The following is a 14,449-nucleotide window of genomic DNA, read 5'->3' as shown; positions in this document are numbered from 1 at the left end:
TCGTCAGGCCGCGCGCGAGCGGAGTGCACATGTCATCCCCTGTGCGCTTTCCCCGCCTATGATCTTTAGACGCCCAAGAGGTTCCTAAGGTTGCATACCTGGCCGATGCGACGGATCCGGCGTATGCGGCGAATGCTCGGCAAGCAGGCCCAGGGCGACGTCGATGGCCCGCTCCAGCTGCGTGTCCACGCCCTTGGCGTAGTCCTGCGGGGTGATGTCCACCTCGATGTCGGGATCCGTGCCGTAGTTCTCCACCTGCCAGCCGACGTCGTCGAAGGCGAAGGAGAACTCCGGCTGCGTGGTCACGGTCCCGTCGGCGAGCCGGTGGCGCGGCCAGATGCCGATCACCCCGCCCCAGGTGCGCTTGCCGACCAGCGGGCCCAGCTTGAGCAGCTTGAAGGTGTGGCTGAAGATGTCGCCGTCCGAGCCCGCCCACTCGTTGGTGATGGCCACCAGCGGCCCGCGCGGCGACTCCGGCGGGTACGGCTCCGGGTCCCCCCACCGCGGGTAGTCGTAGCCGAGCCGCCGCCTGGCCAGCTTCTCCAGCAGCAGCGCCGAGACGTGCCCGCCGCCGTTGAAGCGCACGTCCACGATGAGGGCGTGCCGGTCGTACTCGGCCAGGAAGCCCCGGTGGAACTCGCCGAACCCCTCGGTGCCCATGTCGGGGACGTGCAGGTAGCCGATGCGCCCGCCGGAACGCTCGTGGCATTCGGCGCGGTTGAGGTTCACCCAGTCGCGGTAACGGGCCGGCTGCTCGTCGGCCAGCGCGCGCACGGTCACGGTGAACACCCGCTCCTCGCGCCGCAGGGTCAGCTCCACCTCCTCGCCGGCCTGGTTGACCAGCCGCTCGTTCGGGGTGGCCGCGCGGCCGATGGGCGCGCCGTTGATGGCCAGCACCGCGTCCCCCGGCCGCACGTCGAGCCCCAGCCGGTTCAGCGGCGAGGTGGCCTCGGGGTCCCACGGGTCGCCGGTGACGATCGCGCGCACGCGGTAGACGCCGTCGCGGTAGTCCCAGTCGACGCCCAGCTTGCCCTGGCTGTAGTCCGGCCCGGGACGGTACTCCCCGCCGCTCTCGTAGGCGTGGCTGGTGCCCAGCTCGCCGTGCAGCTCCCACAGCAGGTCGGAGAACTCGCCCCGGGTGGTGACCCGGTCCACCAGCGGCTCGTAGCGCCGGTACACGCCCGGCCAGTCGACGCCGGCCATGTCCTCGGTCCAGAAGTTCTCCCGCTGCAGCCGCCACGCCTCGCGGAACATCTGCCGCCACTCCGACTCCGGCGCCACCGACACCTTGATGCGCGACAGGTCGATCCAGCCGCTCTCGCGTCCCGGCGGGTCGTCGTCGTGCTCGGGCACCTCGCCGGCCCTGACCACGCGCAGCCGGCTGCCGGCCCGGTACAGCAGCGTCTTGTGGTCGCGGCCCAGCTCGAACGCGGTGACGCCGTCGGCGAACGTCTCGTTCCTGCCCTTGGCGAAGTCGTACAGGTGCAAGGTGTTCTCGCCCTCCAGCGGGCTGGTCAGCAGCAGCGCCTTGCCCTTGAGCCCGGCCACCCCCTCGTAGCGGCCCTCCGGCAGCGGGAAGGCGGTGACGCGGGCGGCCAGCCCGTCCAGGTCCACCCGGACGGCCTCCACCGGCTCGTCCTCCTCCTCGTCCTTGCCGTTGAGCGGACGCCGTCCGGGCACGAACGGGTCGGGCGCGTCGGCCCGCAGCGCGATCGCGTAGGGCCGGGTGCCCAGCGGGAAGCCCAGGTCGAACTGCAACTGGTCGTAGACGGGCGAGAAGACCCGCTGGCCGATGAAGTACAGGTAGCGGCCCTGGGGGTCGAAGGCCGGCATCGAGTCCTTGAGCACCGGCTCGGAGGCGGCCACCGTCCGGCCGGTCTCCGGGTGGTGGAGCTTGATCGCGGTCGTCTGGGCGTTGAGCGGCCCGGCGTAGGCCAGCCACTGGCCGTCGTGCGACCAGGCCGGGTCCTCGGGGGGCCCGTGCGGGTTGCGTTCCACCAGCGTGGCCGCGCCGGTGGCCAGGTCCAGCAGGTACAGCTCGTGGCGGTGGTTGACCACGGCCACGCGGTCGTGCGCGGGGTCGGGGACCAGCTCGTTGATCCGGCCCAGCCGGGCCACCTCGACGCCGCAGCCGCCCTCGTGGCCCTCCAGGATGACCAGCGTCTCCTCGTCGGACTCGCCGCTGGCCGCGGCGATCAGCCGCACGCCGTCGTTCAGCCAGGTCAGGAAGCGGTAGCGGACGCCGTCCGGCTCGCCGTGCTGGCTCACCGGGCCCTCCCAGTCGGCCATCGCGTACGCCTTGCCGCGCGAGGTGATCGCCAGCGCGCTGCCGTCCGGGCTGAGGGTCGCGCTGTCGAGGAAGTCCTCGGCGTCGACGAACCGGCGGTTGCGCTGCGTCCTGGAACTGGCCAGCCGCACGTCCAGCCGCCTGGGCCCGTCCTCCGGCCCGTCGCCCGGCCCGTCGCCCGGCTCCAGCAGGTACAGGTCGGCGCCGGCGTGGTAGACCAGCCGGTGGCCGTCGCCGGACAGGTTGCGCGCGTAGTAGTCCTCGTGGTGGGTGTGCTTGCGCAGGTCGCCGCCGTCCGGAAGGCAGGAGTAGACGTTCCCGACCCCCTCGTGGTCGGACAGGAAGCACACCCGACGGCCGCTCCAGCACGGCGAGGCCAGGTTCCCCGGCAGCCGGATCAGCCGCCTGAACTCGCCGTCGCCGTCGGTGTCGATCCACAGGTCGCCGACCGTGCCGCCGCGGTAGCGCTTCCAGCGCGCGGGGTCGGCGGTGTTGCGGCCGAGCACGATCATCCCGTCGGGGCCGTGGGCGATCGAGTTCGCCGGTCCGTACGGCAGCCGCTGCGGCACCCCGCCCGGCGCCACGCGGTGCAGCCATTTGCGCCCGGCGAACGGCTGGGACTGGTCGCTGGCGTACAGGATGCGGCCCTCGTGGTCCCAGCCGGTGACCGTGCAGCGGGCGCCGTGGAAGGTGACCCGGCGCGCGGCGCCGCCGACGGCCGGCATCACGTAGACCTCCTCCGGGCCCTCCTCCCGGCCGACGAACGCGATCTGGTCGCCGCGTGGGGAGATGCGCGGGTAGCCGGCCTCGGCCGCGCCGGCGGTCAGGCGGAACGCGCGGCCGCCCTGGGCCGAGACCATCCACAGGTCGTCCTCGGCGGCGAAGACCACCACGTCCTGAAAGACAGTGGGAAAGCGGAGATAGGCCGACATGTGCGCAGCTCCTCTTCCACCGGACAGCCGAGGGCCGCCGGCCCCCGGCTGCGCGATTCACCTCACGGGGTCATCCCTCGTCGGTCCTTCGGGTTTCCTTCTTGGTCTCCTTGGCCTGCCGGCTCGTCTTGATCGCCTGCTTCTTGGCCTTGCCCGACTTGGTGGCCGGTTTCTTCTTCGTGTCAGCCATCGTTTTCCCCCTGTAATGGTTGCGCCCGATTGGCACACTATGGCGGATTAATACCCATCTATCCCTGATATCCGACATACCGCCTATCGCGTACGAATCAGGCGATCTCCGGACGGGCGCGACCACCAAACCCCTTCGCCGCGCGACAGGCCCGGCAGCCGCCGCTCGGCCTCGTGCACGGCCGCCGCCGGGATCTCCCCTTCGAGCACCCACGTGCCGTCCCGCCTGCTCGTGCCGTCCAGGACCGCGCCCAGCCCGGCCAGGCGGGACGACACGGCGGCGAAGGCGTCGGCGGGCACCTCCGCCTCGAAGCGGTGGCACGGCTCGTACACCCTGGTCCCGGCCCTGCGCAGCGCCTCGGCCAGCACGACCCGGGCCTGCCCGCGGAAGTCGCCGGCGGTCGTGACCGGGGAGGCGTAACCCGTCGCCGTCAGCGTGACCAGCACGTCGGTGACCGGCCACCCGCGCGGGCCCGCCCCGAGGCCGTGCCGCACGCTCTCCTCGATCGCCCGGTGGAAGGCCAGGGGCAGCGAGCCCAGATCGACCTCCAGCCGGTAGAGCACGCCCGAGCCCGGCGCGGCCGGCTCGACCCGCAGGCCCACGGTCGCCATGAACGCGTCCCCGGCCTGGCGCATCTCCTTGCTGGCCGCGCCGGTGCCCGCCGGACGCTCGAAGTGCACCGGACGGCTCGGCTCGAACTCCGCGTCCACGCCGAAGTCCCTGGCCAGGGTCTCGCCGATGACCTCCTTCTGGACCTCGCCGTACAGCAGGACCGACGTCCGGCCGCCGGGCAGCGTACGGGTGCCGATCAGGGGGTCCTGCTCGGCCAGCGCGACCAGCGCGGCGTGCAGGCGCGGCTCCTGGCCGGGGACCCGGGGGCGTACGACGGTCTCCAGGCTGGGCGGCGTGAAGTGGGCCTGCTCCGCCGGGCCGGGCTCGCCCAGCCGGTCGCCGACCCGGATCTCGGGCACGCCCCGGACCGTGGCGATGTCGCCCGCCACCGCCACCCGCGCCCCGGACCCGACGACGGCCACCCCGCTCGGCCGCCCCTCGTACGCGTGGACGCCCCCACCCGGCTCCCGCCGCAGAAACGTCACCCGCTCCCGCGCCCGCAACTCCCCGCTCCACATCCGCAGATACGCGACCTTCTCCCCACCCCGCCCCCGCCCCACCGCAAACACCACAGCCACAGCCGCAGCCGCAGCCGCAGTCGCCGTCGCCGTCGCCGTCGCCGCCGCCGTGCGGTCGGCGCTTCCGTCCGCGCCGAGCGGCGGCTGAGGAACCGTGGGCAGCAGCCGGACCGCCCCGAGCAACTCGGCCACCCCCTGGCCGGTGATCGCCGACCCGAACAACACCGGATGCGCGTCGCCCGCCGCGCACTGCGCCGCAAGCGCCTCCCGCACCCGCCCCGCCCCCGGAACCACGTCATCGACGAGCAACTCCAACAGCCCGTCATCCCCCTCAGCCAACACCTCAGCCGCCACCATCCCCGCAGCCTCCACGCCGCCCTCGCCCTCTGCGCCGCCCTCTGCGCCGCCCTCTGCGCCGCCCTCTGCGCCGGGCTCGGCGTCGGCCGCCAGGTCGGCCTCCGTCCTGGCGGGCTCGACCTCGACGGGCCCATCGGCCCGCACCACCTCCTCCGAGCCGCCGCCCGCCACCCCTGGGCGGGAAGCGCCCCCCGAGGAGGGAGGAGCGAAGACGGGGGAGCGGGTGGCGACTTCCGGGGCGCCGGAAGCCGCCCCGGAAGTTGAGGAAGCTCCGGCGGCGGGGGCCGGGTCGCGGGGAGCGGCCCCGGAGGACGGGGGAACGGACGTGTCGGGACTGGAGGGAGCCGGCTCGCGGGGAGCGGCGCCCGGAGGCAAGGGAGTGGAACCCCGGGGCGAGGGAGCGGAGCCCGGAGGCGGGGGAGTGGAGGCGAGGGGGTGAGGGGGTGGGGCGCTCGGGGCGGTGCCGAAGGGAGGCGGGGCGAAGGTGAACGGGCGGGTGGTGGCGGACGGGCCGCCGATGCCGTTCACCGTGTTGAGCGGGACCACCCGCGGCGACAACCACCGCCGGATCTCGGCGAGCACCCCCGCCTCCCGGGCCCCCATCCGGTCGATCTTGTTCACGAAGATCAGCGTGGGCAGCCGCAACCGCCGCAGCGTCTTCATCAGGACCCGCGTGTGCGGCTGTACGCCCTCCACGGCCGACACCACCAGGACGGCGCCGTCGAGCACGCCGAGCGCGCGTTCGACCTCGGCCACGAAGTCGGCGTGGCCCGGCGTGTCCACCAGGTTGACCCGCAGGTCGCCCATGGTGAACGAGGCCACCGCCGAGCGGATGGTGATGCCGCGGCGGCGTTCGATCTCGCCGCTGTCGGTCTGCGTGCTGCCGTCGTCGACGCTGCCGAGGCGCGCGATGACCCCGGTCTCGAACAGCAGCCGCTCAGTGAGGCTGGTCTTGCCCGCGTCTACGTGCGCGAGGATGCCGATGTTCAGGATGTGCATGAGTGGTGGAGCCCTCGAGAACTCTCGTGCCAATGGGGCGCTGGAAGATCTCTGGGCGGCGCCGCATCTCATGCTCCTGAACGTCGTCCGGCTGGGTGCCCGGTCATCCTGTCACCGGGGCGGGCCGGCGGACCACCGATTTAAACCGGGTCACAACAGGCGAAGCTGCTCCGGCTCTGCGACGGCGGCGACGGTGCCGGGCGTTCGGCGGGGCGGAACGCGGCGGGCCATGGCGGGCGTGGCTCTGCCGACCCCGTGGCGCCGGGCCAGCTCCTTGACCTGGGCGACGACGCGGTCCTGGTAGGAGGCAGGGGCGTAGGCGCCGCGGCCGTACAGCTCCAGATAGCGCGGCACCAGGCGCGGGTGCTCGCGCCCGAGCCAGCTCAGCCACCACTCGCGCGCCCCCGGCCGCAGGTGCAGGACGATCGGGGCGAGGTGGGTGGCGCCGGCCTCGGCGATCTCCTTGACCGTGCGTTCGAGCTGGGCGGGGGAGTCGGTCAGGTACGGCAGGATCGGCGCCATCAGCACCCCGCACGCCACGCCGTTGTCGTTGAGCGTGGCGCACGCCTCCAGCCGCCGGCGCGGGTTGGGCGTGCCGGGCTCGACCCCGCGCCACACCGCCTCGTCCACGAAGCCGACCGACATGCTCGTGCTGACGTCGGTGACCTCGGCCGCCTCGGTGAGCAGATCGAGGTCGCGCAGGATCAGCGTGCCCTTGGTGAGCACCGAGAACGGGTTCGCGGCGTCGCGCAGCGCGGCCAGGATGCCCCGCATGAGTCGGTAGCGGCCCTCGGCGCGCTGGTAGCAGTCGACGTTGGTGCCCATGGCCACGTGGTGGCCGCCCCAGCGGGTCGCGGCCAGCTCCTTGCGGGCCAGCTCGGCCGCGTTGACCTTGACGACGATCTTCGAGTCGAAGTCGGCCCCGGCGTCGAGGTCGAGGTATTCGTGCGTCTTGCGGGCGAAGCAGTAGACGCAGCGATGCCCGCACCCGCGGTAGGGGTTGATCGTGTACTCGAACGGCACCCGGCTGGCCCCCGGCACCCGGTTGATGATGGACCGGGCCTGGACCTCGTAGAAGGTCATCCCCCTGAACTCGGGCGTGTCGAACGTACGGGTGACCGCGCCGCGGGCGAACAACGGCACGGCTGGATCGGCCTGACCGGGCCCGGCCAGGCGCAGGTTGTCCCAGCGCATCCCATGATTAGAACAAAAGTTCGAGCGTGATCGCAAACCGAAAAGAGGCGGTAATTAGGGGGTCACGTCAAGGCTAATGATCTTCATGGTTGGGGAGGAACACGCCACAGTGCTTGCGTTCCGGAGGTACGTCTATGGCCTGGTCGCAGGACGAGGAGCGAATGCTGGCCCAGATCGAGCAGCACCTCGTCGACGACGATCCGCGGCTCGTGGCCCGGCTCGAGTCGTTCAACGAGCGGGCTCGTCGCAGCGAGGCGCGGGCGAAGGGGCAGCCGGGCCACAGGCGGCCACGCCGGTCGACGGTCATCATCGTGATCAGCTGGGTGCTCATCGCGACGCTGGTGGCCACCCTGCTGATCATGGTGCTCCAGCACGAGGCCGCCACCGCCGTGGCCCTGGCCGCCTCGCGCTGACCTCCCCCGAACCGTCCGCCTGCCTCAGGCCGCGCGGACGGTCGGCTCGTGGCGTACCGGGAAGTTGACCGAGGCGGCGATGAAGCACGCCTTGTGGGCGTCCTCGTGCAGGCGGGCGGCGGTCTCGACCATCTCCGGCGCGGCCACGGTCACCTCGGGGCGGAGCGCGACCTCGGTGAAGTGGCCGCCGGCGCCGCTCTCGGCCATGGTGCCCGCCGCGTGGTCGGTGTACCCGGTGACCACGACGCCCGCCTCGGCGCACAGGTGCAGATACCACAACATGTGGCACTGGGAGAGCGAGCCGACCAGCAGCTGCTCAGGGTTCCACCGGGCGGGGTCGCCGCGGAAGGCGGGGTCGGAGCTGCCCGCGATGACCCGCCGGCCCTCGGCGGACAGGTCGTGGTCGCGGTCGTAGTCGCGGTATCCGCTGGTGCCGGTGCCCCGGTTGCCGGTCCAGGTCACGGTGGTGGTGTACGTGTGGTGGCGGGTCATGCGGGTTCGTCCTTGCTGTGAGTGACGGCGCGGGTGTCGAGGACGTGCGCGCGGGCGATGGCCGCGGCGTCCTGCGGCCGGGCCTCGGTGATCGCGGCGAGAAGCTGTTCGTGCTGGCCGGAGACGTGCGCCGGACGGGACGGCGGCGCCAGCGAGCGCAACGTGGACACCTGGATCTGGTCCCACACGCGCTCCAGGGTGTGCAGCGCGATGGCGTTGGCCGCCAGCTCGGCGATCCGCCGGTGGAAGCGGCGGTTGAGCCTGACGGCCTCGCCGAGCCGGCCCTGCGCGGTGGCGGCCGCCGTGGCGTCGGCGACCTGCCGCAGCGAGGCCAGGTCGGCGGGGGCGATGCGGCCCTCGCCCTGGCGGGTGGCCGCCAGCTCGGCCGTGAGCGCCTCCAGCGCCGCCCGCACCTGGTAGGCGTCCTCCAGTGCGGACGGCTCCAGGGCCACGACGACCACCCCGCGCCCGGCCGGGCGCACCAGGCCGTCGGCGGTCAGCGCCCGCAGCGCCTCGCGCACGGGGGTGCGGCTCATCTCCAGACTCGCCGCGACCTCCGTCTCGGTCAGCCGCGCCCCCGGCGGGTAGGTCCCGTCGAGGATCAGCTCCCGCAACCGGCTCCAGGCCACATCGCTCTGCACGGACCCGACTCTAACGCTCTGCATACTTTGCATGCAATGCATGCGACCGTCCTGTGAGAGGAGGCCCGAGCTGTCCCTGAGGAGAGGTCAGAGGCCCTTGAGGAAGGTCGCCGCCACCGGGGCCGCGACCTTGCCGCCCGTGCCGCCGCCCTCCACGACCACCGCGAAGGCCACGTCGCCCTTGAACCCCATGAACCAGGCGTGGGTGTCGAGCTTGTCGCCGGTGCCGAACTCGGCCGTGCCGGTCTTGCCGTGGGTGCCGGCGGGCAGGCCGCTGCCCCTGGCGGTGCCCTTGGAGACCACGGCCGCCATCATGCTGTGCAGCTGCTCCTTGACCCCCTTGGGCAGCGCCTGCTCGCCGGCCTTCTGCTTGAGCGAGGGCACCAGCGTGGGCGGCCGCCACGTGCCGTCGGCGATGGCGGCGGCGACCGAGGCCATCGACAGCGGGCTCGCGGTGATCCTGGCCTGGCCGAAGGACTCGGCGGCCAGCTCGGCGTCGGACTGGGCCCGCGGGAAGCTGGCCTTCGTGGCCGGCACGCCGATGTTGAGCGGCTGGTTGAAGCCGACGCCTTCCGCCGTCTTGAGCAGCTTGTCGGCGCCGAGCCGCTGTTCGGCCAGCGGCGCGAACGTGGTGTTGCACGAGTGGGCGAAGGAGTCGAGGAACGACAGCGAGCCGAACTCCTCCTTCTCCGAGTTGCGGATCTTCAGCCCGCCGACGGTGGCGTACATCGGGCAGGTGACCTTGTCGCTGGGCGACAGGCCGGCCGCCAGCAGGCCGATGGCGGTGACCGCCTTGAACGTGGAGCCGGGCGGGTAGCGGCCGTCGAGGGCCCGGTTGAAGCCGCCCTGGTTGTTGACCACGGCCAGGATCTCGCCCGTGGAGGGCCGGATGGCGACCATGGAGGTGGGCTTGGGGACGTCCTTGACCGCAGTGACGGCCGCCGCCTGCGCCCGCGGGTCGAGCGAGGTCTCGACGGGCTTGCCGTCGGTGCCCTCGATGGTGCCGAGGGTCTTGCCGCCGAGCTGGATCTGGGTGGTGGGGGTGCCGGCCAGCCGCTTCTGGAACGTCTCCTGCAGGCCGCCGCGCCCGATCGCCTGTCCGGGCTTGTAGGAGGCGCCGAGCTTGGCGACGTCCTTCTTGGTGGCCTTGTCGAGGTAGCCGACGAGCTGCTGCACCGAGCCGCCGGACGTGCCGGTGTCGATGCGGCCGCCGTCGGCGTCGGTGATCTCGGCGCGCTGCGGCCAGCTCGTCTTGACGGCGAACGCCGCCCCCGGGGTCAGCTGCGGGTGCAGCGTGGATGGCCGCCAGTCGACCTTCCACATGCGGTCGGCCACCACGAGGTCGAGCTGCCCGTCGTAGGACCAGGAGCCGATGTTCTTCAGCGCCAGGGTCGCGGTGTAGGGGACCTTGGCCCGGCCGTCGCCCTCGACCACCCGCCCCAGCTTGACCGTGGCCGACTCGACGCCGAGCGCGGCGCGCTGCTGGTCGTAGGCGGTGAGCTGCTGCTGGGTGGCCAGCTCGGCGGTCATGGCGGCCTTGTCGCCGGCCTGCCAGGCGGCGGCGAAGCGCTGCGCCGTCTCGCCCGGTGTGCCCTTGGTGCGCAGCAGGTAGTAGGCGCCCCCGCCCGCGGCCCCCGCCACGAGCACGGCGGACACCGACACGATCGCGATGGTACGGCCCCGCGCCACTGGTCAGCCCCCTGGTCCTCGACGTCAGGTGTCAGAGCCTAGCGGTGACCGGTCACGTCGTTCCATTGGCGGTCTTGAAGCTGGAGGCGTACGCGGGCACGTACTCCTGCCCGGACAGCTTCTGGACGGCCTCCATGACCTCGTCGGTGACCCGGCGCCGGTCGCGCGCCTTGGTGTGGTCGCCCTCGAAGCGCATGGGCCGGCCGATGGAGATGCCGATCTTGGCCGGCCTGGGCACCGTGGCCCCGACCGGCAGCACCTTCTCGGTGCCCTTGAGCGCCACCGGCAGCACGGGCGCGCCCGTCTTGAGCGCCAGCCAGGCAACGCCGACCTTGCCGCGGTAGAGGCGGCCGTCGGGGGAGCGGGTGCCCTCGGGGTGGATGCCGAACAGCTCGCCGCGCTCCAGCAGCTCGGCGGCGGCGTCGAGCATGGCCTGGGCGGCGTGGGCGCTCTCGCGGTCGATCGGCAGGCTGCCGCCCAGGCGCATGAAGAAGCCGGAGACGGGGTTGCCGTCGAAGTACTCGTTCTTGGCGGTGAACGTGACGCGCCGGGGGAGCAGCGCGGGCAGCAGGAAGGAGTCGAGCACGGAGAGGTGGTTGGCCGCCAGGATGGCCGGGCCGACCCTCGGGACGTTCGCGGCGCCGGTGATGTGCGGCCGGCACATCGCGTGGGCGAGCGGCGCGGCGGCGAACTTGACCACTTCGTACAGCAACGGGCTCTCCTGGATCATGGGCAGTCAACCTTGCCACCCTAAGGCAGCGGGACGCCCGGAAAGCTTTAAGGCCGATGTGGTGGTCGCCTCCTCGGCGAGGTGCACAACACGGTTCCAGCCGAACGGTATTCCGTGAAGGCGGTAATTTGCGGCCCGGGGGACACAGCCACATCGGCATTTCCGAGTTAAGCACAGCCTCTGGCGTTGGAGGTAATCGTGCCCGCCGGATGGGGCGCGCGTGACCTGCGCGCCGGAGCTCAGGGGCCGGCGGGGCCGTCCATGAGCAGGGCGTAGGCGTGTTCGGCGGCGCGCACCGCGTCGGCCTCCGTCTCGGCCAGGGGCCGGCCCCCGGCGAGCTGCGCCCAGGTGCGCCGGGCCAGCACCCGCTGCACGGCCAGCGCCTGGGCCGCCAGCAGCGCGGCGGTCAGCTCGTCCATGCTCTCGGCCAGGGCCTCGGCCAGCTCGGCCTCGTCCTGGGTCATGTGGTGGAACAGGCGGACGGCCAGGCTGGGCGTGTCGAACACCATGCGGTGGAAGGCCAGCACCTCGGGGTGGTCGTTGAGCCCGGTGACCGGGTCGTGGGCGGCCAGGCCGTCGAGGTGGTGGCGGCGCAGCGCCGCGACCGGGTGCTCGCCGGGCGCCCGGCCGCGCACCACGCGGGCCGCCTCGCCCTTGTGGTCGGCGAACCGGTGCAGGACGAGGTCCTCCTTGGTCGGGAAGTACTTGAACAGTGTCGGCTTGGACACCCCGGCCGCCGCCGCGATCTCGGTCACCGGCACCTCGTCGAAGCCGCGTTCCAGGAAGAGCGCGATCGCCGCCGTCGAGATGGCCTCGTGCACCCGCTGCCGCTGCAGCTCCCGCAGTCCCGTCATGACCGCACTCTATCAAAGTGTTAACCTGGTTAATGTCTTAACCGAGTTAACGCTTTGGGGGTGGGCATGGGAACGCTCGACGACGAACGGCGTCACGTCGAACGGTGCAGGGCGGGGCTGCGCAGGATGCTGGAGGGCGCGCGGGAGAACGTGATCGTCGGCGAGACCGTCGCCGGCGACCGCTACAGCGCGGAGCGGCTCGGCCGCCATCTCAAGAGCCTGGCCAAGGAGCTGAGCGAGGAGCCCGACGGGCCGCCGTTCTTCGGCCGGCTCGACTTCGGCCAGGACTCGGCCGAGCACCGCGGGCGGGCGTACCACATCGGCCGGCGGCACATCGCCGGCGAGCACGGCGGGCCGCCGGTGGTGATCGACTGGCGCGCGCCCGTGGCGCGCGCCTTCTACCGGGCCGGCGCCCGCGACCCCCAGGGCGTCGAGGTGCGCCGCCGTTTCGGCTGGTCGGGCAGCACGCTGACCGGCTACGAGGACGAGCGTCTAGGCGCGGGGGAGGAGGGCGGCGGCGCGCTCCTGGCCGCCGAGATCGAACGCCCCCGCGTCGGACCGATGCGCGACATCGTCGCCACCATCCAGCCCGAGCAGGACGACCTCGTCCGCGCCGACCTCGACACCACCATCTGCGTCCAGGGCGCCCCCGGCACCGGCAAGACCGCCGTCGGCCTGCACCGGGCCGCCTACCTGCTGTACGCCCACCGCCGCCGCCTCGAACGCTCCGGCGTCCTGGTGCTCGGCCCGAACCGGACCTTCCTCGGCTACATCGCGGCCGTGCTGCCCGCGCTCGGCGAGGTGGACGTCGAGCAGACCACCCTGGAAGGGCTGCTCGGCGCCTATCCCGTACGGGCCGTCGACTCCGCGGCGGCCGCGGCGGTCAAGCACGACGTCCGGATGGCCGAGGTGCTGCGCCGCGCGCTGTACGGCCGCATCCGCAGGCCCGCCGAGCCCGCCGTGGTGGCCGACGGCTCCTACCGCTGGCGCGTCGGCGAGGACGAACTGCGCCGCATCGTGGAGGACACCAGGCGGGCCGCCCTCCCCTACGGGGTCGGCCGCGAACGCGTCAGGGCCAGAATGGTGGCGGCGATGCGGCGCCAGGCCGAGGCCCGCGGCCAGACCTGCGACGCCGCCTGGGAACGCCGCATCGGCCGGGCGCTCACCCCGGCGCTCGACGCGACCTGGCCCGCCGTCCGCCCCGAGGACGTGCTGCACGAGGTCCTCAGCGCCCCGCCCGAGGGCCTGCTGACCGACGCCGAACGCGCCGCGCTCGCCTGGCCCGGCCCGCCGCGCGGCGCCAAGAGCGCCAAGAGCGCCAAGAGCGCCAAGTGGACCGAGGCCGACCTGGTGCTGCTGGACGAGCTGGCCTGCCTGCTCGAACGTCCCCGCGGCTACGGCCACGTCATCGTGGACGAGGCCCAGGACCTGTCGCCCATGCAGTGCCGCGCCGTGGCCAGGCGCAGCGAGCACGGCTCGCTGACCGTGCTCGGCGACCTGGCCCAGGGCACCACGCCGTGGGCGGCCAGGTCGTGGCCGGAGCACCTGGAGCTGCTCGGCAGCCCCGGCGGCCGGATCGTGGAGCTGACCACCGGCTTCCGCGTGCCCGGCGCGGTCGTGGAGCTGGCCAACACGCTGCTGGCCGCGCTCGACGCCGACGTGCCCCCCACCCGCTCCCACCGCTCCGACGGCAGGCTGCGCGTCATCGCGACGGCCGAGGTGGAGAAGGGGGTCGTGGCGGCCGTACGGGAGGCGGGCGGGTTCGAGGGGTCGATCGGGGTGATCGCGGCCGACGCCCACGTCGAGGCGATCACCTGCGCGCTCTGGAACGAGGGGGTGGACCTCGGCGAGCGGCTGAGCGTCGTGCCCGCCTCGATGTGCAAGGGCCTGGAGTACGACCACGTGGTGCTCGCCGAGCCGGCCGCCGTCGTCGCGGCCGAGCCGCGCGGGCTCAACCGTCTGTACGTCGCCCTCACCCGCGCGGTCTCCCGGCTCGACGTCGTCCACGCCGAACCCCTTCCCCCTCAGTTTTCCCGCCCGTCATAACCCTTCTGAAATGGGCAGATGTCGGGACTCGGCGGCTCGACAGGCCTCCGGCTCTGGTGTGTGATGTGATTCACTTCACGAGGGAGCCGGAGAATGACCGCTTCGCAAGACCCGCCCCCGGGCGACGACGAGCACACGCGTGAAGGGCGCCGGCCGCAGCCGCCGCCCTACGCCCGGCCGCCGCAGCGGCAGGGCGCCCAGGTCCTGTCGATCATCGGGTTCGTCAGCGCCGCGGTGGCCATCCTGTTCATACCGATCCTGTTCGGCCTGGCCGGCATCGTGCTGGGCATCGTCGGCCACACCCGCGGCGAGTCCCTGGGCAAGTGGGCCGCCATCGCCGCCGCGGCCTGCATGGTCGTCGGCATGGTCCTCGGCGCGCTGGCCACGCGCGCGCTGGGCTCCTGACCCGCTGTGCCCGCGTGAGATCCGCCGTCGCGCGGGCACAGGGACGCGTCCCGGAATGAAGCGCGCCTCCCGGGTGCTGTCAGGGACGCA

11 protein-coding genes are annotated in these 14,449 nt (G+C 72.9%); 3 read left to right on the top strand and 8 right to left on the bottom strand.

Features of this window, described 5'->3' with window-relative positions:
* Nucleotides 1–84: 84 nt before the first annotated feature.
* The 3 genes from ACWEJ6_RS29170 to ACWEJ6_RS29160 form a co-directional block, all read right to left on the bottom strand.
* Nucleotides 85–3,219 (bottom strand): S41 family peptidase, encoded by a 3,135-nt coding sequence (locus ACWEJ6_RS29170; protein WP_452427819.1) that lies wholly within the window; start codon nucleotides 3,217–3,219, stop codon nucleotides 85–87.
* Between the two features lie 273 nt (nucleotides 3,220–3,492).
* Nucleotides 3,493–5,895, bottom strand: a complete 2,403-nt coding sequence (locus ACWEJ6_RS29165; RefSeq protein WP_452427817.1) for a GTP-binding protein — start codon at nucleotides 5,893–5,895, stop codon at nucleotides 3,493–3,495.
* Nucleotides 5,896–6,045: 150 nt separating this feature from the next.
* Nucleotides 6,046–7,089 (bottom strand): Rv2578c family radical SAM protein, encoded by a 1,044-nt coding sequence (locus ACWEJ6_RS29160; protein WP_452427815.1) that lies wholly within the window; start codon nucleotides 7,087–7,089, stop codon nucleotides 6,046–6,048.
* A 134-nt stretch (nucleotides 7,090–7,223) separates the two neighbouring features.
* Here ACWEJ6_RS29160 and ACWEJ6_RS29155 point away from each other — a divergent pair, with 134 nt between their 5' ends.
* Complete coding sequence (locus tag ACWEJ6_RS29155; protein ID WP_352328164.1) at nucleotides 7,224–7,502, top strand: DUF3040 domain-containing protein; 279 nt, start codon at nucleotides 7,224–7,226, stop codon at nucleotides 7,500–7,502.
* 24 nt (nucleotides 7,503–7,526) lie between these two features.
* Here the strand turns inward: ACWEJ6_RS29155 and ACWEJ6_RS29150 are convergent, their stop codons facing one another.
* The 5 genes from ACWEJ6_RS29150 to ACWEJ6_RS29130 form a co-directional block, all read right to left on the bottom strand.
* Complete coding sequence (locus ACWEJ6_RS29150; RefSeq protein WP_452427813.1) at nucleotides 7,527–7,994, bottom strand: OsmC family protein; 468 nt, start codon at nucleotides 7,992–7,994, stop codon at nucleotides 7,527–7,529.
* Nucleotides 7,991–8,635, bottom strand: coding sequence for a GntR family transcriptional regulator (locus ACWEJ6_RS29145; RefSeq protein ID WP_452427811.1), 645 nt, complete (start codon nucleotides 8,633–8,635; stop codon nucleotides 7,991–7,993). Before ACWEJ6_RS29145 ends, ACWEJ6_RS29150 begins: the two co-directional genes overlap by 4 nt.
* 87 nt (nucleotides 8,636–8,722) lie before the next feature.
* Nucleotides 8,723–10,297 (bottom strand): penicillin-binding transpeptidase domain-containing protein, encoded by a 1,575-nt coding sequence (locus ACWEJ6_RS29140; RefSeq protein WP_387674311.1) that lies wholly within the window; start codon nucleotides 10,295–10,297, stop codon nucleotides 8,723–8,725.
* A 79-nt stretch (nucleotides 10,298–10,376) separates the two neighbouring features.
* The gene (locus ACWEJ6_RS29135) at nucleotides 10,377–11,054 is read right to left on the bottom strand and encodes a lysophospholipid acyltransferase family protein (RefSeq protein ID WP_452427809.1); all 678 of its coding nucleotides are present in this window, start codon (nucleotides 11,052–11,054) and stop codon (nucleotides 10,377–10,379) included.
* A gap of 239 nt (nucleotides 11,055–11,293) precedes the next feature.
* Nucleotides 11,294–11,908, bottom strand: coding sequence for a TetR family transcriptional regulator (locus tag ACWEJ6_RS29130; RefSeq protein ID WP_452427807.1), 615 nt, complete (start codon nucleotides 11,906–11,908; stop codon nucleotides 11,294–11,296).
* A 66-nt stretch (nucleotides 11,909–11,974) separates the two neighbouring features.
* On the opposite strand from ACWEJ6_RS29130, the gene ACWEJ6_RS29125 reads away from it, so the two are divergent.
* Nucleotides 11,975–13,954: a HelD family protein gene (locus ACWEJ6_RS29125; RefSeq protein ID WP_452427805.1), complete on the top strand. Its 1,980-nt coding sequence runs from the start codon at nucleotides 11,975–11,977 to the stop codon at nucleotides 13,952–13,954.
* A gap of 93 nt (nucleotides 13,955–14,047) precedes the next feature.
* Nucleotides 14,048–14,359, top strand: coding sequence for a hypothetical protein (locus tag ACWEJ6_RS29120; RefSeq protein WP_387674300.1), 312 nt, complete (start codon nucleotides 14,048–14,050; stop codon nucleotides 14,357–14,359).
* The last annotated feature ends 90 nt before the right edge of the window (nucleotides 14,360–14,449 follow it).

The organism is Nonomuraea sp. NPDC004702 (genome assembly GCF_053601695.1).
The sequence above is the reverse complement of the archived record's forward strand: the minus strand, read 5'-3'. Positions and strand labels throughout refer to the sequence as shown.